At 58.5% G+C, this 25,062-nt stretch carries 19 protein-coding genes; 5 read left to right on the forward strand and 14 right to left on the reverse strand.

The genetic code is table 11. From position 1 onward, the window contains the following. Positions 1–464: 464 nt before the first annotated feature. A complete protein-coding gene (locus H6650_19115) occupies positions 465–2,645 on the reverse strand; it encodes a hypothetical protein (protein ID MCB8954119.1) in 2,181 nt (726 codons plus the stop codon). A 360-nt stretch (positions 2,646–3,005) separates the two neighbouring features. Here H6650_19115 and H6650_19120 point away from each other — a divergent pair, with 360 nt between their 5' ends. The 4 genes from H6650_19120 (at position 3,006) to H6650_19135 (ending at position 7,765) form a co-directional block, all read left to right on the forward strand. Continuing rightward, positions 3,006–4,631 carry a GAF domain-containing protein gene (locus tag H6650_19120; protein MCB8954120.1) on the forward strand — a complete coding sequence of 542 codons (1,626 nt, stop codon included), beginning with the start codon at positions 3,006–3,008 and terminating at the stop codon, positions 4,629–4,631. A 389-nt stretch (positions 4,632–5,020) separates the two neighbouring features. Beyond that, on the forward strand, positions 5,021–5,578 hold the full coding sequence (locus H6650_19125) for a response regulator (protein MCB8954121.1): 558 nt from the start codon (positions 5,021–5,023) through the stop codon (positions 5,576–5,578). Positions 5,579–5,747: 169 nt separating this feature from the next. Beyond that, entirely contained in the window at positions 5,748–7,553 is a 1,806-nt protein-coding gene (locus H6650_19130) for an ABC transporter ATP-binding protein (GenBank protein MCB8954122.1), read from the forward strand. Then, the gene (locus H6650_19135) at positions 7,550–7,765 is read left to right on the forward strand and encodes a hypothetical protein (protein ID MCB8954123.1); all 216 of its coding nucleotides are present in this window, start codon (positions 7,550–7,552) and stop codon (positions 7,763–7,765) included. The genes H6650_19130 and H6650_19135 overlap by 4 nt, the downstream gene beginning before the upstream one ends. 10 nt (positions 7,766–7,775) lie before the next feature. Here the strand turns inward: H6650_19135 and H6650_19140 are convergent, their stop codons facing one another. The 9 genes from H6650_19140 to H6650_19180 all read right to left on the reverse strand — a co-directional run bounded on the left by H6650_19140 (position 7,776) and on the right by H6650_19180 (position 18,276). Continuing rightward, positions 7,776–9,941, reverse strand: coding sequence for a bifunctional (p)ppGpp synthetase/guanosine-3',5'-bis(diphosphate) 3'-pyrophosphohydrolase (locus H6650_19140; protein ID MCB8954124.1), 2,166 nt, complete (start codon positions 9,939–9,941; stop codon positions 7,776–7,778). A gap of 106 nt (positions 9,942–10,047) precedes the next feature. Next, a complete protein-coding gene (locus tag H6650_19145) occupies positions 10,048–10,416 on the reverse strand; it encodes a YtxH domain-containing protein (GenBank protein ID MCB8954125.1) in 369 nt (122 codons plus the stop codon). Between the two features lie 47 nt (positions 10,417–10,463). Further along, entirely contained in the window at positions 10,464–10,913 is a 450-nt protein-coding gene (locus tag H6650_19150; protein ID MCB8954126.1) for a hypothetical protein, read from the reverse strand. A gap of 212 nt (positions 10,914–11,125) precedes the next feature. After that, a complete protein-coding gene (locus tag H6650_19155; protein MCB8954127.1) occupies positions 11,126–11,401 on the reverse strand; it encodes a hypothetical protein in 276 nt (91 codons plus the stop codon). Further along, positions 11,398–12,558 (reverse strand): tRNA 2-thiouridine(34) synthase MnmA, encoded by a 1,161-nt coding sequence (mnmA, locus tag H6650_19160; protein MCB8954128.1) that lies wholly within the window; start codon positions 12,556–12,558, stop codon positions 11,398–11,400. The genes H6650_19155 and mnmA overlap by 4 nt, the downstream gene beginning before the upstream one ends. Before the next feature lie 51 nt (positions 12,559–12,609). Then, complete coding sequence (locus H6650_19165; GenBank protein ID MCB8954129.1) at positions 12,610–13,254, reverse strand: hypothetical protein; 645 nt, start codon at positions 13,252–13,254, stop codon at positions 12,610–12,612. Continuing rightward, positions 13,247–14,722: an AAA family ATPase gene (locus tag H6650_19170; protein MCB8954130.1), complete on the reverse strand. Its 1,476-nt coding sequence runs from the start codon at positions 14,720–14,722 to the stop codon at positions 13,247–13,249. Before H6650_19170 ends, H6650_19165 begins: the two co-directional genes overlap by 8 nt. Positions 14,723–15,002: 280 nt before the next feature. Beyond that, positions 15,003–16,169, reverse strand: a complete 1,167-nt coding sequence (locus H6650_19175) for a cysteine desulfurase (protein MCB8954131.1) — start codon at positions 16,167–16,169, stop codon at positions 15,003–15,005. Positions 16,170–16,182: 13 nt separating this feature from the next. After that, positions 16,183–18,276, reverse strand: coding sequence for a GAF domain-containing protein (locus H6650_19180; protein MCB8954132.1), 2,094 nt, complete (start codon positions 18,274–18,276; stop codon positions 16,183–16,185). Positions 18,277–18,738: 462 nt separating this feature from the next. Here H6650_19180 and eno point away from each other — a divergent pair, with 462 nt between their 5' ends. Next, positions 18,739–20,025: a phosphopyruvate hydratase gene (gene eno, locus H6650_19185; GenBank protein MCB8954133.1), complete on the forward strand. Its 1,287-nt coding sequence runs from the start codon at positions 18,739–18,741 to the stop codon at positions 20,023–20,025. Positions 20,026–20,218: 193 nt separating this feature from the next. Here the strand turns inward: eno and H6650_19190 are convergent, their stop codons facing one another. The 4 genes from H6650_19190 to H6650_19205 form a co-directional block, all read right to left on the reverse strand. Continuing rightward, positions 20,219–20,998, reverse strand: a complete 780-nt coding sequence (locus H6650_19190) for a VWA domain-containing protein (protein ID MCB8954134.1) — start codon at positions 20,996–20,998, stop codon at positions 20,219–20,221. A 152-nt stretch (positions 20,999–21,150) separates the two neighbouring features. Continuing rightward, entirely contained in the window at positions 21,151–22,107 is a 957-nt protein-coding gene (locus tag H6650_19195; protein MCB8954135.1) for an isochorismatase, read from the reverse strand. Positions 22,108–22,308: 201 nt separating this feature from the next. After that, positions 22,309–24,174, reverse strand: coding sequence for a hypothetical protein (locus H6650_19200; GenBank protein MCB8954136.1), 1,866 nt, complete (start codon positions 24,172–24,174; stop codon positions 22,309–22,311). A gap of 81 nt (positions 24,175–24,255) precedes the next feature. Then, complete coding sequence (locus tag H6650_19205; GenBank protein ID MCB8954137.1) at positions 24,256–24,966, reverse strand: protein phosphatase 2C domain-containing protein; 711 nt, start codon at positions 24,964–24,966, stop codon at positions 24,256–24,258. Between the last annotated feature and the right edge of the window lie 96 nt (positions 24,967–25,062).

Raw genomic sequence — 25,062 nt, forward strand, 5'->3', positions numbered from 1 at the left:
CTCCTTGCACCGCGTTCCGTATCTCCCCCAGAGAATGTCACACTCCCCCATACTCTTTATACAGATGCTGTCATAAACTGTAAAGTAACAAAAATCACCCGCCCCACGTGACTTCCTTTGCACCTATCTGGCGCCTGGCAAAATCCATATATGTTGGCCGGAACTGCGGCTCTAGCCGGGTCGAACCGCCATATGTGGCCCGGCTAAAGCCTCCATTCCCAAAACGCCAGTTCAGGGCAGGCTATAAAAGTCGTAGCCGGGCGTTTCAATGTCAAAGCTGGTTTGAGACTTTTGCAGTCCATTTTCAGGACCAATTAACTCTAGTTTGTCCATTTGGTGGACAGGTCCTATTAACCTGATTGCGAACAGCCACAAGTAACCGTCCGAAAACAACTTCACACTTCTTGCGCACGGTTACTGACAAGCTGTTCGCGCCATTCCGCTAACTTAATTGCGAACGGCCACTAACCATCCCTGGCCATCGCGGAGCCTGTATCTACCTGTTGCCAGTCGGCGCAAACGATCCCCTCCGCTGCCGTCGCCAGCGTTGTCAGAATGCCAATGGTCCGTAGATGCGGGAACCGCGGCAGCGAAAGATTGACAGGGATAGGCGGATAGATAAGGGGCAAAGCGCGCGAGAACAGGGGGAACAGATAGCCCTGATAGGCGATCCATGTGTTCCATTGCGTGTTTTCTTTCAGGCTGCCGAGATTGAAGCTGAGGGCCAGCGTGCCGGCATCGTAGCTGGCACTCATCTCCAGCGTACACGTCGGCTCATACTCGACGACGTAGCCCGACAGGCCGTCCATTCTGGCGCGATCATCCCACTTGCCCGGCTCCGTGTAGAAATGAATCGCGTCTTGACTGCCGGCATCATCCGGTTGCCCCACCTGCCAGTTGCTATAAGTAAAAGCCTCATCCGTTACCCATTGCCATCCGCCATCCGGTTCCGGGCTGTCCAACCCCTGGCTGCCCCCGACCCAATAACCGGATTCACCCACCACCTCCGGGAAATTTTCAACAATGAAATCATTTTCCTGTTGCGAGGTAATGGTCGCCAGGTAGGACTCATAGCCCGTCAATGTTGCCGCCCAAGCCCTGTCCGCCGCGTCTACCAGATTGATCCCCAGCGGCGTGGCGAACGCCTCATAGTAATGCCCGTTGGCCGGATTCAAAACGGCGCCGCGACCGGCCATCTGATCCGGCGGCGTCAACTCATGCCCGAAAATCCCTTGCGGTTGCGCCAAAGATGGCACGGCGGGTTGCAGCGTCACCCAGTCACTCTCCATCAACCTGGAAACACCGGCGGCCTGGGTCTCGCCGGTTGCCGCCCCCGTGTCCACCGCATCCCAATAAGAACACACCACGCCGCTTTCTGGCGTGGTCAAAGTCGTGACGAACAATACCTTGCCCAGGTGCGGGAAGGATGGAATGGAATTGAATATCCTCATGACAGGGGCAATCACGGGGAGCGGACGGTTCGAAACGAGTGCCACCGCGCCATTGTCCGTTATCATCCACAAATTCCAGTTTGCTTCATGCAGGGTGCCCAGAATGAAACCGACGTTCAGCGAATTCTCCGCATAGCCGAGTTGCATGGATAGCGTACACACGGGCGGGTCCGTGACGTCCATGTACATCACCATGTTCCCCATGGCTCCTGGTTCTACCATGGACGTGTAATACTGCGTGTGTAGGCGTACCGTGTCCCCCTTATTCACGTGGAAATTGGACCAACACAGGTCCATCCGCTCCAGATGCCCGGCGAAGTTTGGATCTCCTGGGTCCAGAAAGTGGGGCAACACAGGGTGTCCTTCGTCTATGCCGCTGCCGGGTCCGACCGGCGCAAACGCGGAGCCAATGGCATAGCTGCCAATGGACGTGCAAATGTAGGTCGGATCAGGCCCCAGGTACTCCAGCGCGTTACTGATGCCAAAATCATGCATGTGCCCAAACGTGGTCACAATATCCCCGCCGCGGTCCAGGGTCAGTTCAATTTGGGCGTCCGAATATCCTTCAGGCGCGGTATAAAAGGGTCGCCAGCGAAACGCGCTTGCCAGGCGCCCCTGGCAGCCGGATTGGGCAATCTGGATCGGGGTCATATGTGTGAGCGACGCGCTTGCCGGCAGATAGGTGTACGTGATCTCTACATACGCCTCCGCTACGTCGGTGGACCAGTTCTTGAAATGAGTCTTTCCCGACCAGACGCTACCTGGCGGATTGTAGTAGCCGTAGCCTGGCGGAAAAGACAGGGGCGTCCGGTCTGGATTGCCGATGAATATCTGCTCCCCAATCGTGCCACACGCCGCTGACACTCGCGCCAGGTTATTCAGGCTGCCCGTAGCCACAATGGAGGGGTCTGTTCCCCGATTCAAGGTAGACCCATCCTCGCGCACAACGTCAAAACTGATGCTTGTAATGTAACAATCCGTACACGGCATTTCCATGCCGGTATCCACTATTTCAAGCTGCCCGTACCCCGGCCCATACGGCCCCACGGCGGGGATCATCACCGGACCGTACCTGATGACTTTCTCCTCACCTCCCGCAGCCGCTCCGCGCGCCACGCCGGGACTCAAGAAACTGATCACGCTACAGAGCAGTACGACCACACTCAGTAATAACCATCCTCCTAATCTCTGCACTTTACACCTCCCGTATGATTCAAATTGACAATAGCACGGGGTGCGCGCAATGTCTACGGCAGCGTTGGTGGGTGCTGCGCGATTGAAGCCGGAGGCCGATCCTTGCCGGCATTATGCCATTTCCGCCTCATTTGTGAGTTTTGTCTGCGATGTTGGGGCTTCTGGTAGCATACTCGATTACGGCCCCGCTTTCAAGCGACGATTCCCGCAAGGGGATTTCGCCTGCCCGCTTTGACGAGAAGCCGTCTCGCCCTCGGTCCATTCTCCTGGTAGAATCCGCCTACGACGCCGTGGGACAGAGCGCCGGATGGCTCTCCCAAGGGTTGTTTATTGATGAGTGTCTACTGGCCATGATTGCAGATGCCGGCACAAACCCCCTCCACCCGTCCTCAAGCCCTCACCGCCCTGCGCCAGATCGCCCGCGTCCTCAGCGCCGCCTGGGACCTGGACACGACGCTTGATCTGATCGTGCGCAAAACCACCGAGGTCATGCACGTAGACTCCTGCGCCATCTACCTCCTCGATCCCGATGGCGAGACACTGCGCCTGCGCGCCACGACCGGATTGGCCCGGCGCGCGCTCGGTCGCGCCACGCTCTCCGTGGGGGAAGGGATGACGGGGCACGCTGTGCGTCGCAATCAGCCCGTCTATGCCACCCATGCGCAAGATGATGCCCATTTCAAATGGGTGGAGGAAGCGGACGAAACCGCCTTTCACTCGCTACTGGCCGTGCCCCTGGTGATTGAGGCGAAGCCCATTGGCGCGCTCAATGTGCAGACCATTACCCCACACGCCTTCAGTGCCGATGAAGTGGAGGTGTTGTCTCTGATTGGCGATCTGGCAGCCGGCGCGCTGGCGAAAGCGCAGTTGTACGACAGCCAGCGCCGCCAGATAGACGAACTCCAGGCGTTGGCGCAAATTAGCGAAGCCGTCACCGCCCCGCAATACCTGGATGACATGCTGAACGTCGTCACGGAAATGGCGGCGCGTACGATGGACGCAGCCGTGTGTTCCATTTTCCTGCTCAACGAGACCGGCACGCATCTGGAACTGCGTTCGGCGAAGCGCACCACCAGCCCCTACAGCCACCGTCCGCCGCTGCCACTGGGCGAAGGTGTGACGGGACGGGTGGCCGTTATGGGCGTGCCCATGTACGTGCGGGATGTTTCCACGAATGCGTTGTACAAGGGGGCGGAACTGGCGCGCAGCGAGGGATTGGTTTCGCTGCTTTCCGTGCCCTTGAGCGTGCGCGACCACGTGATTGGGGTGTTCAACTGTTATACGGCGCGTGAGCGTGTGTTTAGCGATGATCAACGGGCGCTGTTTGTTACCCTGGCAAACCAGACGGCGCTGGCTATTGAGAATGCGCGCCTGGTGACGAACGCGGCTATCGTACGGGAAATGCACCATCGTATCAAGAACAATCTGCAAACGGTGGCCATGCTGATGCAGTTGCAGATTCCCGAGGCGGAGCGGTTGGATACGCGCCATGTGCTGGAGACGAATATCCACCGCATTCACAGCATCGCCACGGTCCACGAGGCGTTGTCGGAACGTGGGTTCACGCTGGTGGAGGTGAAGGATGTGCTGGAGCGGATCGCGCGTATGACGGCGCAGAGCATGGTTGATCCGCGGCGGCATTTGACGATTCAGGTACAGGGGGAGACGCTGCTGCTGCCCAGCCGGGCGGCGACGGCGCTGACGTTGGTGGTGAATGAGTTGGTGCAAAATGCGTTGGAACACGCTTTTGTGGGGCGTGAGGCGGGGCGCGTGGATATTTCGCTGGGGCGCTCGCCGCGGGAGATTGTGGTGTTGGTGCGGGATGATGGCGTGGGGATGCCTGCGCCGCTTCCCCGCAGCCTCGGTTTGGAAATCGTCCATACCCTGGTAAGTGAAGATTTGCACGGCCAGATCAAATTCAATCGCCCGGTTCACGGCACGGAGGTGAGCATTCGCCTGCCGCGCGAGATTGAAGCGGCAGGATGAGACCACCGGGCACTGTCTCGGAAGCTGATTGGATACGAAATGAGAAGTATGAGGGCACGACTGGCCCGTTGCCTGAGTGGCTGTCCGTAATTAAATTAGCGGAGTAACTATTCACGTCTCCGAGAGATTGGACCAATTTTGTAGACATCAATAAGATTCAACCAGAGCAAATTGGTCCAATCTGGGCAGATGACCTGTATAGTCACTTAGCGGAAATGTGCGGACGGCTTGTCCGTAACCGTCCGTAAAAAGTGTGAAGTTACTTTTGGGCGGTTACTGATCTTGCCGCAGGCATTAGGCACTTGGGCAAGTTCAGCCCACGAGAGGGTTAGCCGTTACCGTAGGAGACGGTGTTGGCCCGGAATGGCGCTTCCGGGAAGGTTTACTACATGCGTATTTTGATTGCGGATGACGAGTCGATAATTCGCCTGGGTTTGAAGTCCATGTTGCAGCAGTTGGATCACGAGGTGGTCGCCGCCCGCGACGGACGGGAGGCTCTGCAAATGGCGCGGGCGCAACGACCCGATCTGGCGATTCTGGATGTGAAGATGCCGTTTACGGATGGTTTGCAGGTGGCTCGTGTGCTGGCGCGGTCACAACCGATGCCGATTGTGCTGTTGACGGCGTACAGTGACCAGGCGTTGATTGATCAGGCGGCGGATTTGCCCATTCACGGGTATTTGGTGAAGCCGGTGCAGGCGGCGGATCTGGCGCCGGCGATGGCGATTGCGGTGCGGCGGTTTGCGGATGCGGAGCAGTTGCGGCAGCGGGCGGCGGCGCTGGAGGCGGAACTCCAGGCGCGGAAGTTGATTGATCGAGCGAAGGGGGTTTTGATGAATGCCGGCATGAACGAATCCACCGCCTACCATGCCATCCAACGCCGCGCCCGCGAACAAGGCCGCACCATGCGCCAGATCGCCGAAGCCATCCTGCGCGACGCAGCCTGAAAATCCCCGTCGATCTTGCCTCATAATCACATGCCAAACCCGGTATTGTGTGAGACAATTGCCTAAGGCTTTTTCCGAATTTGAATCATCCTACTCCATCAAACGCCGATAATCAGCCTGCTCGTGATTGTTCACGGCCTTCCGCCTTCACTTGTTGATCTCATTGCTCATGACAGCCAGCGAATTCGTCATCGCCAATCCCATCAAATCCGACCAGCGTTCCCCGATCCGCTGGGTACTCTTCCACGTCCTACACAATAAACGCTTCATCTTCACCATGTTTCTCGGCGCATTTGGCAACGCCGCGCTGGCCGCCCTCGTACCCGTCCTCATTGGCCGCGCCTTCAACGCCGCCCTGGCCTCCCCGCCCGACGTCCGCGCCATTGGCCTCATTGCCCTGGGCATCATCGGCAGCCAATCCGTGCGCGCCGTGTTGCAGCTTGGCCGCAACTTCTCCAGCGAACTCATCGGCCAGCGTCTGGAGCGCGACACGCGCGAAGAACTCTACCTCAGCCTGCTAGGCAAGAGCATGACATTCCACGACATGCAGCCGGTCGGGGACACGATGGCGCGCGCCACCAACGACGTGCGTGAAGTCAATCTGATGCTGAATCCAGGCATCAACCTGGTCGTTGGCTCTTCCAACTTCCTCCTCATGCCCATCCTGGTCAGCCCCACCTACGATCCCCGCCTCATTGCCGCGCCCCTTTTCTTTCTCGTGACCTATTTCTGGTCCATTGCGCGTTACCTGGGCGTCCTCTCCGCCATCTCCGACCGGGTTCGCCGCACCTTTGGGCGCATGAACAGTCGGCTGGCGGAGGCTATTGACGGCATTGAAACGGTGAAAGGGGCCGCGCAGGAGGAGCAGGAGGTTGAGCGGTTCCGTGAATACGCCACGGACTACCGCGACGCCGTCGTGACGCAGGGATACGTCGAAGCACGATTCCTGCCCCTGCTTCTCCTGGGGATTACGACCGCGGCCGGTTTTGCCCATGCCTTCCTGCTCTACCAGGCCGGAGCTATCAACGTGGGGGACGTGATTGGCTACGTGGGGTTGCTGACGCTGTTTGGATTCCCCACATTCACCTCGCTCACGGCCTACTCGCAGGTGTCGCGGGGAATGGCAGGCGCGCGCCGTATTTTGCAGTTGATCCAGGCGGAAACGCATCTGGACGAGAATGTCGGCGGCAAGGCGGGCGCGATTCGCGGGCGTATCACGTTTGAAAACGTCAGTTTTGGTTACGTGCCGGGCGTGAACGTACTGCAAAACGTTAGCTTTGACGTAGAACCCGGACAGACATTGGCGATTGTGGGGCAGACCGGTGCCGGCAAAAGCACCATCGCCAAACTCATCAACCGCACCTACGATGTAGATCAGGGACGTGTTCTCATTGATGGCGTGCCCACCAACGAGTGGCAATTGGCCGCTCTGCGCCGCCAGATTTCCATCATCGAGCAGGATGTTTTTCTGTTCTCGCGCAGCATTGCCGAAAATATCGCCTTTGGCTGCCCTGGTGCCACCCGCGAGATGGTCATCGAAGCGGCCCAAAACGCCCAGGCGCACGAGTTCATCCTGTCCTTTCAGGATGGTTATGATACGGTGATCGGCGAGCGCGGCGTGACCCTATCCGGTGGGCAGCGACAGCGGCTGGCTCTGGCGCGCGCCTTCCTCGTCAGTCCGCGTATCCTCATTCTGGATGATTCCACCAGCGCCGTGGACAGCGCGACGGAGGATCGCATTCAGCAGGCGATCACCCGTGCCGCTGCCAATCAGACCACCGTCCTCATTACCCATCGTCTTTCCCAGATACGCTGGGCGGACCAGGTAGTGGTGCTGCGTCAGGGGCGGCTGGTTGCTCAAGGCAACCACGACACGCTTATGCACACCTCTCCCGCCTACCGCCGTATCTTCCAGCAGTATGAGACCACTGACGACGGACATGCGTCCGCGGTCACAGGTGCAACAACCCGATGAAGCCTCTTGTCTATTACTGTCGCTGGCATCAGGCGCGTCTCTTTCTACGTGGCCGGGATGAAGACGCGGTTTGGGGGGAAATGGCGTTTGCGGACGACGTGCGCCAGCCGTTTCGCTTTGGCTTGAAAACGGGGCAGCTTACCCTGGGGGATGGGCCAGCCGCGAAAACGGTTTGGTTGGATGAAATGGGCGTGATAAAGGAAGCGTCGTAATGGTTCCCCGCTAACCTGTCCAACGCTGGCGGCGCACTTCCGTCACGTTTGGTAGATTCTCTAACTTCCGCAGCAGCCATTCCAGGTCCTCCAGACTGCTGATCTCGGCCACCATGTAGAGCGTGGTCACGGAACTGGCGACCGTCGATTTTGTCTTCACCAGAGGGATGCCGCGTCCTTTCAGCGTATTCGTAATGTCGTTCATCAATCCGGGTCGGTTGTAGCCTTTAATGACAATCGGGATTGGATATGCCTCTGCCTTTTCGCCCCATTCGACTTCAATGATCCGCTCCTGTTCGTTGATGTTCACCACCTGGCTGCAATCTTTGCGATGGACGGTGACGCCGCGCCCGCGCGTAATGTAGCCAACGATCTCTTCGGGCGGAATGGGGTTGCAGCAGAGTGCCATGCGCGTGTGCAGTCCGCTGACGCCGCGAACGGTCAGTCCTTTGGACTTGGGTCGGTTGCTCAATAACGGCAGAAGTTCATCATCGGGCTGCAACTTCTGCTTGATAGAGGCAATCGCGCCGCCGATTTGGGATGTTTGAATGTCACCAAAGCCGATTTTTGCCAAAAACTGGTCCACATCGTCGTAGTGCAGGGCGTAGGCTATGTCCTCCACGGTGTATGTGGCTGTCAGACCGAGCCGTTTTAGTTCTCTTTCTACGACTTCGCGCCCTTGCTGGATGTTTTGCTCCCGTTCCTGCTCGCGGAACCACTGCCGGATTTTGCTGCGGGTGCGGGCGCTGCCGGTGTAACCCAGGCTCTCGTTCATCCAATCGCGGCTTGGTCCCCCATTCTTGGTGGTGAGAATTTCCACGCGGTCGCCTGATTTTAGTTTGTGGTCCAGACTGATCATTTTGCCATTTACTTTGGCGCCGCGACACCGGTGGCCGACTTCTGTGTGAATCTGGTAGGCAAAGTCAATGGGCGTGGAATTTGCCGGCAAATCCACCACATCGCCGCGTGGTGTGAAGACATAAATATGGTCGGGAACCCTCTCCAGACTGATAAAACTCTGGTCCAGAATCTGACCTTCGGCCTCTTGCAGCAGTGCCAACAATTCCCGCTGCATCTGTATTTGCCGGCTAAGCGCCGAGTTGGCCTTGCCCCCTTCTTTGTATGCCCAGTGGGCGGCCACGCCCCGCTCGGCTTCCTCGTGCATGGCGCGCGTCCGTATCTGTACCTCCAGCGTGCGTCCATCTCTATCGACGACCGCTGTATGCAATGATTGGTAGTTGTTGGGTTTGGGTCGGGCGATATAGTCGTCAAATTCCTGCGGCACGGGCGTCCAAAGATTGTGAACAAGCCCTAAAACCTGATAACAGCGGTTCTTGTCGTTTGTGTCCAGGATGATGCGCACGGCCTGCACGTCGTGGATTTCCTCAAAGCGCAAACTCTTGCGCTCCATTTTGCGATAGATCGAATAAATGTGCTTTGGTCGTCCCGTCACCGAGGCGCGCAACCCCGCCTTTTCGATCTCTGCTTGCAGCAGGCGGATAGACGCCTGTACACTCTCGTCGCGCGAGGCGCGTTTCTCCGCCAGGTAGCGGGCGATCTCTCTGTACTGCTCTGGCTTCAGGTAGCGGAAGGAGAGGTCTTCCAACTCCCATTTGAGCGTCCAGATGCCCAGCCGGTTGGCGATAGGTGCGTAGATGTTGCTGGCTTCTTGCGCGACCTGCAGTCGGCTTTCTTCCGGCATGTAGCCGGCTTTACGCAGGTCTTGCAGGCAGTCCGCCATGCGGATGAGGACGATGCGCAGGTCATCGTCGATGATGGTGAGGATGGCGCGGCGGATTAGCTCCAGGTTGCGCTCGTTGGCGGTGGTGTTTAGGCGTACGTAGGGGTCGAGTTGATCCAGTCCCGTTACCAGCTTGCTGATTTCGCTGCCAAAGCGACTTTGCAATATCTTGGGCTGTACGCCTGTGTGCGGCAGAAGCGAGTCGTGCAGGATGGCGGCGGAGGTGCTGACGATGTCAATGCCAATCTGGTTGACGGTGTTGGCGACGGAGAGATCGTGCTGGATAAAGAGTTCGCCGGATATGCGGGTGCGTCCGTTGTGGGCTGCCGCGGCGAAGTCGTATGCCTGGCCTATTTGCTGCCGCGCTTCGGCATCAAGCTGTGTCGGCAACTGTTTCAGCAAGTCGTCAATCGTAAGGGAATTGGCTGTGGTCATTGGGCTAACATCGTCTGCTTGGTTTGCTTGGCGAAAAAAAACAGGCGATTCTCCTGGTTGGAGAACGCCTGCTTTGCTGTTCCTGCTTCACGGGGGTTGCGCTGGACTAAGCGGCAGCGGGGGGTTCTCCTTCGTGGGAGCCGTCAGTAGGGGTGTCGGTGGTGGGATGCGTGCCGGCATCTGTCCTGTCTGACGGGCCTTTTCTATCGCCACTAAGAACAATTCGCTCCTGAATCTGCTGAGAAGCCTCCTGCGCCCGGGTGCGTGTCTCCGCCAGAACCGAACTTGCCCGTTCTCGTGCGTCTCCCCATTGCTGCGTTCCCCTGTCGCGCCACTCCGCGCCGCGCTGCGACAATGTCGCCCGCGTATCCTCGCCCGACTGCGGCGTCAAAATCAACGCTGTTGCCGCGCCCACCAGTCCGCCGATCACAAAACCGGCCAAAAAGGCTCCAAATTCACCGTTGTTGTCGCTCATGATTGATGCTCCTCTAGTGTCATGTACGAAATGATGGATTCCGTTCCTTAGTCAGGCAGATTATTTCTGGGATCGCCGAACAGCACCTTCACGCCACGGCGTACGCCGGCCACGTAGCTGCTCGCTTTGGTCACCGGTTTGACCACATTTTGGCTAACAAACGTTGTGGTCCCTTTTAGCGTGCCAATGGTTTCGTTGGTCTGCTGCAGAATGGGCTTGATTTCAAATTCCAGCATGTTGACCAGGCGAACAATCATGACGAGCATGATGATGAAGGCAACGCCAAAAAGACAGGACCCCAGTGCCAGGGCAATGATCACAATGTCGCGCAGAGATTCAACGGCAGTAGGGTGCTGTGTGGCTGCCCAGAAAATGCCCCAGATGATTAACCCAACGATCAGCAAGACGCCGATCACCCCGGCGGCCACGCCAATGCGGGACACGAGGGGCTTGGCGGATGTTGGGGCGGGAAGCTGGGCTTGATATGAATTTTCCATGCAAGTTCTCCAACGTAACGGCTAACCCTCTTGGGGGCTGAGCTTGTTGAAGCCTGTGACAATCCCGTATTGCCGTCAACAGGCTCAGGCAACGGGTTAGTAGTCACTCTCCAACTAAAAAGTATATCGCCTCTGGTAGAATCAGCAAATTGCCGGCAGCCCCTTCTGTTGCGCCGGTTGTTTCAGGTAGCAGCCGCCCAGTTTATGAATAGCTACGCCGCGGATTCCTCGTGTTTGCTTAGCCACAAACTGGCAACGAGGGCAATCCAGGAACCCAGGCTGGCGCTGAAAAGATGCAGCGCACCCAATTTGAGCAGATCAATGTGCAGCAGATCGCCGGCCAGATGGCCCAGCGCAAACCCAAGCCAGGCGGCGAGGACGTACAAGACAATGCGACGGGCCGGCCCACCCAGGATAAGGTGAAAAGACGCGCCATAGATGCTGGCGAGCAAGAAGCCGAGGACAACGCCGGCGGCAGTGCTACTCATGCGCGCGCCACCGCAACTTCCGGCTCCGTCGCCGGGGCAAACCCCATGTCCGCGATCAGACCGCCCCCCAGGCAAATATCATCATCATAAAAAACCGCCCCCTGGCCGGGTGTGATACCCGGCAGCGGCTCGTGCAAGGAAACCCGCAACCGCCGGTCGTCGCCAGGGGTGAGGGTGGCCGGCACGGGGCGTGCCTTGTACCGTACTTTTACCGACGTGACGATGGGGAAGGCGGGGGGCTGTCCCGCAATCCAGTTCACATCGCGCACTTCCATCCGATGTTGGCCCACTTCCGCCCGTGTGCCCACAATCAGCGCATTGCGCGCGGCATCTTTCGCCAGCACGAAGAGCGGCCGCGGCGCGCTGATGCCCAGCCCTTTGCGCTGCCCAATGGTGTAGTAGGGCAAACCATCGTGCCGACCTAATTCCTCGCCGCGCGTGTTCAAGATGGGGCCAGGCTGCGCCAATTGCGGCGCGTGCTGCGTCAAAAAGCGGCGGTAATCTCCGTCGCCCAGGAAGCACAGGTCCATGCTTTCGCTCTTGTTTGCCACGGGCAGCAGCCCCAGGTCGGCGGCAATCTGGCGCACGGCGGGCTTCGTGTACGCCCCGACGGGGAACATTACGCGCGCCAACTGCGCCTGATTCAGCATGTGCAGCACGTAGGATTGATCTTTGTCGTCGTCCAGCCCTTTGAGCAGTTGGTAGTTGCCATGCGTGTGGTGCACGCGCGCGTAGTGCCCGGTGGCCAGGTAATCGGCATCCAGGGCCAATGCCCGCTGCAAGAGGTGCGTAAAACGTACCTGGCGGTTGCATTCGATGCACGGGTTGGGCGTGCGTCCGCGGGCGTGTTCGTCAATGAAGAACTGCACGATGGCGCGGCGGAAATAGTCCTGTACGTCAATGACGTAGAAGGGGATGCGCAGCAGATCGGCGACGCGGCGGGCGTCGGCCATCTGGTCCGGGGTGCAGCAGCGGTTCAGGGGAGCGCGCGGCCCCATACCTGGCTCGCTCCAGAGGCGCATCATCATGCCGATGACGTCGTACCCCTGCTGTACCAGGAGGGCGGCGGCCACGGAACTGTCCACGCCGCCGCTCATGGCGACGACGACGCGCGTTTGCGCGGGAGAAGGGTGCTGCCCATTGCGCGTGCTGATCATGGTCTGGATTGTAGCATACGGTAGGAGGTGAATCAATTGCCGAGAATTGCGTTACGGACTCCACGAATGCTCTTGAATTATCATTTGCAGATCCGTCTCGAGAGTCTCAAATGAAGGTGAAGTCCGTAGCCTTAGAAAGTCGTTGTTCTCGAAGTAGTTGCTGACGCGGAGAGCATGGCGATTTACCGGATATTTCTTAAGCCTACGCCCCGATAGTTCGCTGGCTTCCTTTAGGGCTTCAAACAGGATGTTCTTAGGGTTTGAGAGACTTTCCAGGTTATGAAGAGGCGGGATTTCCAGTGGTTTTTGCCCATTTGGGTTTCCAGATGCATGACGAATGGCTGATGAGCTTACAAGTAGCCATGCCTCGGTCATTCGTACCGGTATGACACAAACGTATGGCGGAACCGGATAATCAAGCGACTCAACTGCATACTGAATTTCATTGACACGCTCTTGAGGCAGCTCTCTTTCGGCATCGCGATGGATGAATAGCAGGTCAGCAGAGTAGAATTCAATGCCATACTTGACCTTTAGACCTAGATTCGCTTTGAGTTGAGGAAGGCGACTAAGGTCAGCCCAAGTCGGTTGAATAGCGGCGGTAATACCATTATTTCTTAGCAACCAGGTTAGTATGGGAATTAAGGACCTGTCAGAACTCCCGTCACTGACAAGAGTATAGCGCAGTTCATTCATTCTGATTTTGAAATAACGGAAAAATCATCTGAATATCGTCGCGGTCGACAACTCTACGAACTTTCTTTGCGTCACCCCTTGCTTCAAGTAAAATTGGATTCAAATACGCAAGTAAATGCCCTCTATCAATAGGAGGTGTATCTGGGTCTGCTTTAGTTCGCCATGTTTCTGGCAACCAGGAAAAGCGCACGCCTTTCTTTCGCTTGTTGTTTGAAAAGGTTTCTTTTATTTGCGCTACCAGTAAGCTGTCATCGGGGACTTGATTGACCACAGAAGGGGAGTGGGTATTGATAATTACCTGACGCAACGGATTGTCATCGCCAACTGCTTCGTCTACATCACAAGCAATGTCTTGTAGCAATTGGAGCATAGCAGGAATCCTTTCAGGGTGAATACCATTTTCAGGTTCTTCCAGACATATAAGGCCGCTCGCGGATGGATCAAGATCAAGAACCGCCAGGGCGAGAAAGCGCAATGTTCCATCTGAAAGAGATCGAGCCGGATAAGTCGTTCCATCGCGCTGTTGTACATAAAGGGTGAACAGCTCACGTTTTTGGTCGCGGTCAACTTGAACATCCGATATATCGTCAATCAGATCCGCTAGTCGTGATGTTATCTGTCCATATACTGGAGCCGTATGCGGAGAGTGATTGTTCGCCCCATAGGGATGCGCCAAGTAATAGAGTGTCGCGGGGAGGTGAGAGCCGTCTGTTCCCAGGCCTGGTGGTGTAGAAAAAGAGTCAGGTTCTCGTAGAGCACCAGGTTCGAGTTGTAGCAATCGCCACGATTGCATCTCACGACGGGCCAGAAGAGCCGTTGGGCTTTCTATTGCATTAACTGTAGAAAGAACCGTGCGAGGCAGATTAGTCGCTAGTATTGATCGGGGACGTCCTCCACTACCATCCTGGCTCAGTTTTATGATGCGGTTGCCACCTTCTGTTACCGTGGAGAGAAAAGGTGAGGTTCTCCGCCCTTTAAGTACCGATTTTCGCCAGGATTGAACTTTGTGAGGGAATACCAATAGCCTTGGCGCTTCACCTAGATTGATATGCTCAAGCTCTTCACGGAGCAGTTCAAGAGATGCTGATGTGGGCAGGGCACTATCAGTCCGATAACCTAACTCAAGCGTGTAGCGCACAAATGTAATCGTGGCTATTGCTTTTTGTCCGAGGTCATCTTTCCCAACTTCTGGCAATATCATTTCGGTTTCAAAAGACATCTTCCTTGCGTACTCGTTCCCAGATTGGTGAAACAAGCTCCGAATATCAGCTGTGCGACCTCCTTCTGCACGAATAGATAATGCCGCATTCATTAAGGTATCATTAGCAAGGAAGCTAAGAAAACGAATGGCGTCGAAGAGGTTAGATTTACCAACGGCGTTCGGCCCGGCTATACAGGTAAATGGTCCAAATTGGACGTCAACATCTACTAGGTTCTTAAAGCCGGATACTTTTAGCCTGGTGAGCATGTCCAACTCCAGTGAAGATTAGGGCTACGATACAAATAATATAACAGATTTGATACTCTTTTGCATGGAAGAGGATTGGCGGATTGGGTACACGGAACTTCTGTGGAAACCTTGATCGGACGTACACTTACCCCATTGCCTTGAGATAAAGGAAAGGACCTTTCCCAATTGACTGCGGATCACAGATTCACTGAAAAAACCGGGTTTTTCGAGTGTCCGGCCGAAATTACCAGAGTGGTTCATGTGTAAAAACCCGGTTTTTGGCCTTTTTTCAGTAGAGTCAAAAATGGTAAGAGCGGATGGCGCGCAGGATGCGGGGGAGGGTTTGCAGGGTGTATTGGATGTCGGCGGGGGTGTTTTGCCGGCCTACGGTGAGGCGGAGGCCGCCTGTGGTCCATTCGTGGCTGAGGCCGATGGCCTGGAGGGTGTGGGAGGGTTCGGGGTTTCCGGTGGCGCAGGCGGAGCCGCTGCTGGCGCAAATGCCGGCAACATCCAAATGCAGCAGCAGATCATTCCCCGTGACGTGGCGAAAGGCAAAACTGGCGTGATGGGGCAGGCGGCGTGTGGGATGCCCCGTCAGGCGGCAGTCGTCCGGCAGCGCCGCCAGTATGCCGCCAATCAACCTGTCTCGCAACGCCTGGCAATGCGCCGTGTCCTGCTCGCGCCGCGTCATCGCCAGGCGCAGCGCCTCCGCCGCGCCCACGGCAAAGGGGACGTTCACCGTGCCCGCGCGCCGTCCCTCTTCTTGCCCCCCACCCGTGAGGGCGGAGACCAGCGTTACCCCCTGGCGGGCGTAGAGGATGCCCACGCCTTTGGGGCCATAGAACTTGTGCGGGGCCAGGCTGAGGAGGTCGATGGGCATGGTGGCTAAATCCCAGGCCGTGTAGGCGGCGGCCTGGATGGCGTCCGTGTGGAAGAGGACACCATGCGCGCGGGCGATCTCTCCGATAGCGGTGATGGGCTGCACCGTGCCGATTTCGTTGTTGGCGGCCATGATGGTGATCAGGGCGGTGTCTGGGCGGATGGCGGCGGCGACGGCGGCGGGGTCTACGAGACCGTCGGCGTCCACGGGGAGGATGGTTGACGCGAAGCCAAAGTAGGTGGTTAATTGCCGGCATGTTTCCCGCACCGCTTCATGCTCAATGGCACTGGTGATCATGTGGTTTCCGCGCCCGGCGGCCCTGGCGGCCCACATGACGCCGCGAATAGCCAGGTTGTCGCTTTCGGAGCCGCAGCCGGTGAAGACGATTTCCTGTGGGCGGGCGTTGAGCAGCTCGGCGATGGTGCGACGCGCCTGGTTGAGACCGCGCGCGGCTTCGCGCCCATGAAAGTGCATGGAGGAGGGATTGCCGTAGAATTCGGTCCAGTAGGGAAGCATCGCTTCCAGAACCGACGGCGCCAGGGGCGTGGTGGCGCTGTGGTCGAGGTAGATGGGGGTGCGGTTCATGGTGTGGCCCCTGCTATTGCGCGGCGGCGGGGAATTTGAGGATGAAGGTGGTTCCTTTGCCTTCTTTGCTGTCAACGGTGATGGTTCCGCTGTGTTTTTCGACGCCTTCTTTGACCATGTAGAGGCCGAGGCCCGTGCCGGCAATTCCCCGCTCCACGGCTGTCGAAGTGCGATAAAAACGCTTGTACAGATTGGGCATCGCTTCCACGGGGATGCCAATGCCGTCGTCGGACACGCGCACCGTAATTTCTTGCGGCGTGGCCTGCGCGTTCACGCGCACCGCGCCCGACAGTGTGAACTTGATCGCATTCTCCACCAGGTTCTTAAAAACAATGTACAGTGTTTCTTCGTTACCCAGCATGAAGGGTAAATTGGGCTGAATGCGTTGGCTAAACAGCAGTCCCTTTTCCGTAGCCCGGTCCGCCAGCGGAGGTAGCAGTTCATCAAGCAGCTTGTTCAGATTAATGAATTCCGAACTGCGCTGGATCTCGCGTGCTTCCAGCTTCGCCAGTTGCAGCATCTGGCGCACCATGCGCTGCAGGCGGTCGCTCTCGCGCTCAATGACGCCCAGAAAACGATCCGCTTTTTCTTTGTTGTCCGCTGCCTTGCCCTCGCGCAGCAGGCGGGCATACATGAGGATGGTGGCGAGGGGGGTGCGCAGTTCATGAATGATGTTGTGGAAGAAGTCGTCGCGCATTCGTTCCAGCTCACGAATCTGGCGCAGGTCGCTGAAGACGAAGATGCCCTCCTGGACTTCCCCCTGTTCGTTGGTGATGGCGGCTCCGCTGACGAGGACGGGAACGTACTCCCCATTTCCTTGTAGGACGTCGCAGGCGATCTGGGGCGTGTCTTCTTTGGCGCGTAGGGCGTACTCAATGAATTCCGCGAAATTGCCGGCACGCGCCCGCACTGCCTTATGCGCTTCCTGTCCTGTTAATGCCTCTTCTTCCAACCGCAGCAAGCTGCACAAAGCATCATTGACAATTGTGATTCGGCCATCGTGGTTGACCACGAGAATCCCTTCGGACATGCTGGCGAACATGGTTTCAATGCGTCGCTTCTCCGCCAGAACGTCCAGATGCAGCCGCGCGTTTTCAATAGCCGCCGCCAGGGGGCCGCTGATTGCCTGCAATAGTTTCAAATCTTGATTGTTGAAATCCCCATCTTTCTTGTTGATGGCTTCCAGGACGCCAATGACGCGATTCTCTACCATCAGGGGCACGCAGAGAATGGACTGGGTTTCAAAACCGGAGAGTGTATCGGGTCGGGAGTAGAAACGCTTGTCCGCGTAGGCGTTGTTTACGATGATCGGCTCACCGTGGAGCGCGACGTAGCCGGCAATGCCCTGCCCTGCCTGTAGGCGGATGGGGGGCAAATCGTGGAACAAAGGCCCCATGAGGGCGCTGACGAAGACGATCTCCCGGGTAACAGGGTCCGCCAGGCCAATGGACATGGAGTGGACATTCAGCGTCCGCCGCACGGAATTGGTCACCTGTTGGTAGATGTTTTCCAGGTTCAACTTGGCGGTGAGGGCGTGGCTGATTTCGGAAACGACGGTAAACTCGATCTCTTGCTGGTCGGAGCGGTGGCGTAAATAGGCGCGGTCCAGAAAAGTGGTGATGTGCATGCCCAGCCGGTCCAGGTTGGATTGATGCAGCGGGCAGTCTGGCGGCGGGTCGAGGAGGAAGAGGGCGCCGGATGGCGTGATGTGGCTGGCGCTGCCGGCAAAAGGCAGGGGAACGGCCAGTACGCTTTCTTTGGAAAGATGCCACAATTCGCTCTGGATTTGCTCGCGGGCGCTGATGCCGAATTTATCCCAGGCGACGACGTTGTTGGTCTGGTTGAGGCGTTCAAGGGTGATGCCGGCATCTTCCCAGCGAGTCTGCTCTATTTTTCCGTCCGGCTGACAAATCCACACGTCATGGAACTGCTTCAGACGGTTGCTCATCGCTACCACCGTCGTCGTGCGCGTAAACAGCGCTACCTCGGAAGCCACGGCGGCGCAGACCCCGTGCGCGTCGAGGATGCCGATTAGCTCCTGTGTCAGTTTTTCCCACAGTGTATGGACGTGTGCATTTGTGAGCGAGGTCGGCTGGTTGGTCGTCATGCCGGCAATTATCATCCCGTCGCACCCGTTTGGCAAACCAAACCCCCCGCTATCTCTCCTCCTTTCCTCCCGCCTGCATAGTCAATTCTTACCAAACACGCCTCACCTTGCCCGAACACCCCACCATACGGTATTATCCAGGCTAACCAGTAACAGCCACCAACTGTCCCCTTCAGGCTCGTTCAAAATTAACTTGATTGTCCGCCAAGCAAGGACCATTCCCGCGCATCCGTCAATTCCTGAGCGATGCCCATGTCAGACTACGCGATTTGGAGGTTCTTTGTGCCGGCATTTGCCGTGGCTGCCACCCGTTGTTCGCAGAAGTAGTGGTTCACGACTCGTGGTCCACCCCCATCGGCGCTACATATCGGCGGTGCCGCGAACAACCGCCAACGACTAGCTATCAACCATTTTCAGGCGAGTGAGAAGCTCGCCCTACAAAGTGTTTTCGGAGGAGTTACTATGAGCATCATTGTTGCCGTACACGGGCGCGAAGTCCTGGACTCGCGCGGAAATCCGACTGTCGAAGTTGAAGTTGGCCTCAGCGATGGGGCCATGGGACGGGCCATCGTCCCGTCCGGCGCCTCCACCGGCGTCCACGAGGCCTGGGAGAAGCGGGATGGCGATGCCAGCCGTTACCTGGGCAAAGGCGTGCACGATGCCGTTGCCGCCGTGAATGATGAAATCGCCGAAGCATTGCTTGGTTTTGACGCCGTGGAGCAGGTGGGCATTGATCAGGCGTTGATCGACCTGGACGGAACCGAGAACAAGAGCCGCCTGGGAGCCAATGCCATCTTGGGCGTTTCGTTGGCCGTGGCCAAAGCCGCCGCCGAATCGGTGGACCTGCCGCTCTATCGTTACCTCGGCGGCACGTCGGCGCGCACGCTGCCCGTGCCCATGCTGAACATCATGAACGGCGGCAAGCACGCCGCCGGCGCCACGGACTTGCAGGAGTTCATGGTGATGCCCGTGGGCGCGCCCACGTTTGGCGAAGGGCTGCGCTGGGCGGTGGAGATTTACCACGCGCTGAAGAAGGTGCTGGCCCGCCGCGGCTATCATACGACGGTCGGCGACGAGGGCGGTTTTGCGCCGCGCGTCTCCGCGAATAAAGAGGCGTTTGACCTGATTATGGAGGCCATTGAGAAGGCGGGCTACCATCCTGGCGACCAGATTATGCTGGCGATGGACCCGGCGGCCAGTGAATTCTATGAGGATGGCCTTTACCATCTGAAGACGGAAGGGCGGCGCCTGACGGGGGCGGAGATGGTGGACTTCTACGCGCAGTGGGTGGACCAGTACCCGATTATTTCCATAGAGGACGGCCTCCAGGAAGATGACTGGGATAGTTGGACCTTGATGATGGAGAAACTGGGGGACCGGGTGCAGATTGTCGGGGATGACTTGCTGGTGACGAATGTGAAGCGGATTGAGATGGCGTTTGCGCGTAAGGCGGCGAACAGCCTGTTGTGCAAGGTGAACCAGATCGGCACGCTTACGGAGGCGATTGCCTCGGTGGACGCGGTGCAGCGGCATGGCTGGACTGCCGTGGTGTCTCATCGCAGCGGCGAGACGGAGGACGCGACGATTGCGGACCTGGCGGTGGCGCTGAACGCGGGCCAGATTAAGACGGGCGCGCCGGCGCGGACGGATCGCGTCGCCAAGTACAATCAGCTTCTGCGGATTGAGGATGAGTTGGGCGATACGGCTGTTTATCCGGGGATGAAGGCGTTTACGAATTTGCGCCGCTAGTGCCTCAACAATGTGATTTTGAGGAGTTCGCATCCTCAGATGCGAATGGGCGGCATCTGAGGATGCCGCACTCCTCACCCCTCTCACCCCTCATTTTTAGGTTGTCGAGCTAGGTTGTGGCTATGACCTTCCAGGAAGCAGTCAGCTTCCTGGAAGGTCCACTTTCTGGAAGGTCCACTTTCTGGAAGGTGGTTTAGCTAAAAATGGACGCGCCGTTGGGCTGCTGCTGGCTGACGCGGATGGTGGACATGGAGACGAGGTGGAATATCTGGCGCAGTTCGGTGTGGGACATGCCGGCAATCAAGATGTCCGGGAAGCCAATCGTATCCGCTAACTGGCGCAGCTCGCGCGAGGAAATACCCCCGGTGCGGAAGCCAACGTAAGCCAGCGTGTACATTTCGTGCTTGAGCAGTTCCGCGGCGGCGCGGCGCACGGTGGCGGCGCTCTGGCGGGAGGCGTTGTCCTCACCGTCGGAGTAAACGATGATCAGGCAGCGCGCCATGACGCCGCTTTGCCGCAGGGTTTGCGCGTACATCACCATGTTCGTCATGCCGGCAGCAACCGCATCATACAGCGCCGTCGTGCCATTGGGCGCATACGTGGCGCGCGTCAGCGGCGGCGCGTCGCGCAGGTTAAGGTAGCCGTGATGCAGCATCACCGCGTCGTCAAACAGAATCGTGCTGACCAGAATATCGTCGGCAGCCGTGGAGCCAACCATTGCCGCCAGGTAATCCTCATTGTAGGCGCGCACGAGGTCGGCGGCGTGTGGCCCCATGGAGCCACTCATGTCAATGATGTTCATTGCCAGCGTCACCTCGTTGGAGGCTAACTGATCCAACCCCACACCCACGGCGCCCGTCATCGTGGGACCGTTGAGGTTGGCGACGACCAGGTCCATTGTGTTGTTCGTCAGCCCATCGTTTTGTGCGGATTGGAAGAGATCATCCAGGTTTCCGAGTCCGTTGTTGTTCATGGTTTATTCCTTTGGCCTGGAGTTGGCAGGCAGGGGGCAGCGCATAAGCGGCGACGTGGCCGTCATCGTCTGCGGGGATGGAATGGGATTGTTTTTGGGTTTGTCAGGCCGTGGGCGGGGCGGCGCGCGGGTGGCGCGCCGCCCCGCTTTGGTTATGCGTGCCGGGCCTGGGTGTGCGCGAGGAAGGGCAGGGGGTCGGTGCTGTTGATGAAGTTGACGCCCATTTTCTCGAATTCGGCGAATCGCTGCATGGCGATGGCGTGGAAGTCTACGTCGGGATGCAGCACGGGCGAGGTGCAGTCGCGCAGGAAGTAGATTTTTTGCAGCGTGCGCGGGTCGCCGGCGAAATCTTCGACGATGTCTTCGACTGTTTCCAGGACGCAGTGGCTTTCCGCTTCGCCGGCGATGACGATGGCGTCCGCTTCCGCCAGCGTGTCCAGGAATGCCTTGTTTTTGCCGCCCAGGGGGTGGTTGGGTACGGGCACTTCTGGCTGGATGATGGAGTAATGTTCGGTGAGCGGGATGCTGCCTTTGGTGAGCCAGGCGGGCTGGCTTTTGCGGGCGAGGGCGTGCCAGAAGATGGCGGACCACAGTTCCTGGTCGAGCATGTTGCCGGCACTGCCAATCATGACGTGGAAGGGCCAGATGGTAAGCTGCTTCTTCGCTTGCTTCTCTAGCTGTTTGACGTAGTTGGTGGAGGCCGCGGGCGCGATCAGGGGGCGCCATTTGCCTTGCTTGATGTCTTCCCAGGTGATGATGGTGAAGGGGGAGGGATGGGTTCCGTCGGCGTCCGCCCACCAGGCGGGATGGAAAATCTGGAAGGGGAGGTGGGAGTCGAGGGAGCAGGTGATGTTGGTGAGGATGCCGGCATTCCGATAGATAAACTCCGTCAATCGTTGAATGTCACCCAACGCGCCGGGCACATTCAGACTGCCGCGCGTGTGGCAGAAATCCACCTGCATGTCAATGATCACCAGGTGCGTCTTAAACTTGTCCGCGGCAGCCGCGGGTAGATTCGTGCCCAATGCTTCGGCGGCGATAGTGGCCTTGTCAGGATAAAACAGCGTGCCAATGCGGCTGGGATCGTAAAAGCGGGGAAAGTCGGTCATGATTGCTCCTTTCGCATCCAGGAAGGTCCGTCGGACAACAAGTCTCATCATTTCATCTTCTTGGAAGCAGCATCTAGCCTCCAGGAAGCTGCCGCGTACATGATTATACGCCTGCCGGTTGCGGTTAGTGTTTTGTGAACACTAACTTGCGGAAAAGTATAGTGTATCTGCTACACTTTGTCAAGGGGGAATTTGCTGAAATTACTTGCCGGTCGCCAGCCACAGCCGTGAGGCTTGCTGAATGAGCAGCCCCTGAGGGTGGGCGTGCAGCAGGTCGCCGGCGGCAACGTGGCCGGCGCTGTCGCTGAGGAGGGTTTGACCGGTGGCGTTTTGCTTGTGAATGCCGGCATCCGTCGCCCACAGCACCGTCTCGCCCAACAAAGCCCGCCCGGTCAGCGGCGCGGTGTCCGTATCGCTCCGCCACTCGTGCCGCAGCCCGCCGCGCCGGTCATAGAGCCGCGTATGCGTTGTTTCCTGTCCTTTGTGGGACGTTTGCAGCAGCAGCGCGGCGTGATTGGCGTTGAATAGGGCGGCCGTGTCACGGATAATGCCGGCAGCCGTCGGCAACATCGGCGACAACGGCAGCATCTCCCCCTTCTCCGTCATCATAAAGAAATGATGGTCGGCAAACAGGCGATAGAAGCCCAACGCCAGCGGCGAATCGGGCGCGGCCCAGAACTGCGTCTGATCTCGGCGCGCGTCGGCGGCAATACTCTCCACAAAATGCCCTTGCTGCCATGCGCCGCGCATCAGGTAGCCATTTGCCAGCCGAAAGAGATGATGGTCCGTGGCCGCGAACACCGCTTCCTGCCGGAACATGGCCGTTTGCAGGCGCGTGGCGGGCCGGAAACCGGCCGCCGTGGCTTCCAGCAGCAGCAGTTGGTCCGTTCCGGTCTGATTTACGACCAGGTTTTGCCCCCAGAAGGCGAAGTGATAATCCGCTTCTCCTGTGAAGAGAGGCACATCTTCCAGGACGCCGCCGACGCCCGCGCGCACGAGGCGGTATTCCCGCCCGGCGCGCACGATGGCCTGGATGCGGCCTGAGGGCATGACGGCGACCTGGGTGATCAGCCCGTCCGCGTGCAGCAGCAGGCGGAAATGGAGCCGACCGCGCTGGATGGCCGGGGCGGGGGGGGTGTGCTGCTGCCGGCATCCGGGGCAGTGCGCGCGTTCTCGGGGATAGACCTGCCCGCAGTGGGCGCACGTCATCAGACTATTCGCGTAGTCAGCGAGCAGCGAGGCGGGAAACGGGGACCGCCGACCACGCGCAAAAACGGCGTCCAGATGATGCAGCAGGTCGTCGGAAAGCGTTTCCACGGGGCGGGCGCGCCGGGGGTAGGTCACGTCTGGGGAGAGAATGGTCACGCCCGCGCCGATGCGGGCGGGGAGGGTCTTGTGCTGGGGATGAACGCCGCCAAAAGGGTGGACTTGCAGCAGGCTCTTCACCAGCAGCACGAAGAAGGCGTACCAATCGGTGTCTGGCGCGAAGACGGGTTGCCGGCTGAGGTCGCCTACGCCGGCCAGGTGGGGATCGAGGAAGGCTTCCATGGCCACGGGGCAGGGGAAGCCGCCAAACTGGTAGCTGTCTACGTCAATCCAGTAGGTGATGGCGTGGCCGCCGGGGGTGGGGCGCGCAAAGAAGAGGTTGTGGTCGTTGAGGTCGCCGACGACGATGCCCAGGCGATGTAGCCGTGTGAGGGTGTTGTGGGCGTGTTGCAGCCAGAGGATGACGTGGCGGGGGTCGAACTGGTGGCGGGCGGTGAAGTTGGGGTTGGCGAGTTGTTTCATGGGGTGGGTGGTGGCCGGCAATGCCGGCATCACAAACCCCTGCACCATCCCCTGTTTATCCGTTACCAGGTCCGTGGGACCAAGCAGCACGTCGGGAACCTGGCGCGCCAGATCGTTTTGCCGCCAATACGCCAGTTTTTGCCCATGCCCTGGCTGCGGCTGGTGGTACACCTTCACCGCCTGCCCCTGCCAGCGAAAAACCATACCTTCGCCGCCCGCCTGGATCAGGTCCGTGGCTTGCAGCTTTACCCGTTTGCCGCCGATATAGAGTGGGTTCATGATCGTATCCGGTGGTAAATCTTCCCGGAAGCTCCATTTCAAGCCGAAAGTGTTTCATTACAGCTTCCGGGAAGGTGGTTGTCATAGCCAGCAGATGGCAATGCCGCCATCGTCTTCGAAGAAACCGCGCTGCTGCGCCTGCTGATTGACCTGGCGCTGCAAGGCCAGGCTGGTCAGTGGCTGGCACAGTTGGCGCAGTTGGTCGGGTTGCCAGCCATCGGTAGCGACGGCCAGGCGGGTGAGCGTCTCCCGCCGGCGCACGGAAAGGGTGTGGAAGGGGTGGGGGTGATCGTCCAGAAGCGCGTAGGCCAGGTAATCGGGGCGATTGTCGCTCTCCAGGATAATCACTTCCTCGTTGATGCCCAGGCAGCCATCCCCGGCCCAGAAGAAGAAGGCATCCCGTGGCCGCGCCACGAAGCCGACGACGGTGCAGAGTAGCTGCGTGGCGATGAAGCGGGTGCGGGCATCGTCGTTGGCGAAGGGGATGGCCGTGGTTAGCTGGCGGAGAAAGGTGAGGGTGGCCTGGTGTAGTTGGGCGACGATTTCGTCCGCGCGCCGGTCCAGGTCGCTGGCGTGCAGCCAACTGCTGATGAATTGCCCCAACAGGCGCGCGCCGACTTCGTTGGCGGAGGGTGTGACTTCGCTTTCCTGGCGGTATTTGCTGCCGCAGCCGTCCAGGACGATGCCGAAGCTGTGGTGGGGGGGGAGAATGCCGGCATTTGCATAATCCTGTCCGTTCTGGTGCATCAAGCGGTGTGCCCGTCCGATGTGGGTTGCCTGGCTAACAATCATACGCGCTCCATAAGTGTGTTTGTTACACTAAATCCTGTTGGGTAGTATAGTGTTTCTAGTACACTTTGTCAAGCGATCAGCTTCGCGCCGCGCAAT

The sequence above is a fragment of the Ardenticatenales bacterium genome, from assembly GCA_020634515.1.
In the GTDB taxonomy this organism is placed as follows: Bacteria; Chloroflexota; Anaerolineae; order Promineifilales; family Promineifilaceae; genus JAGVTM01.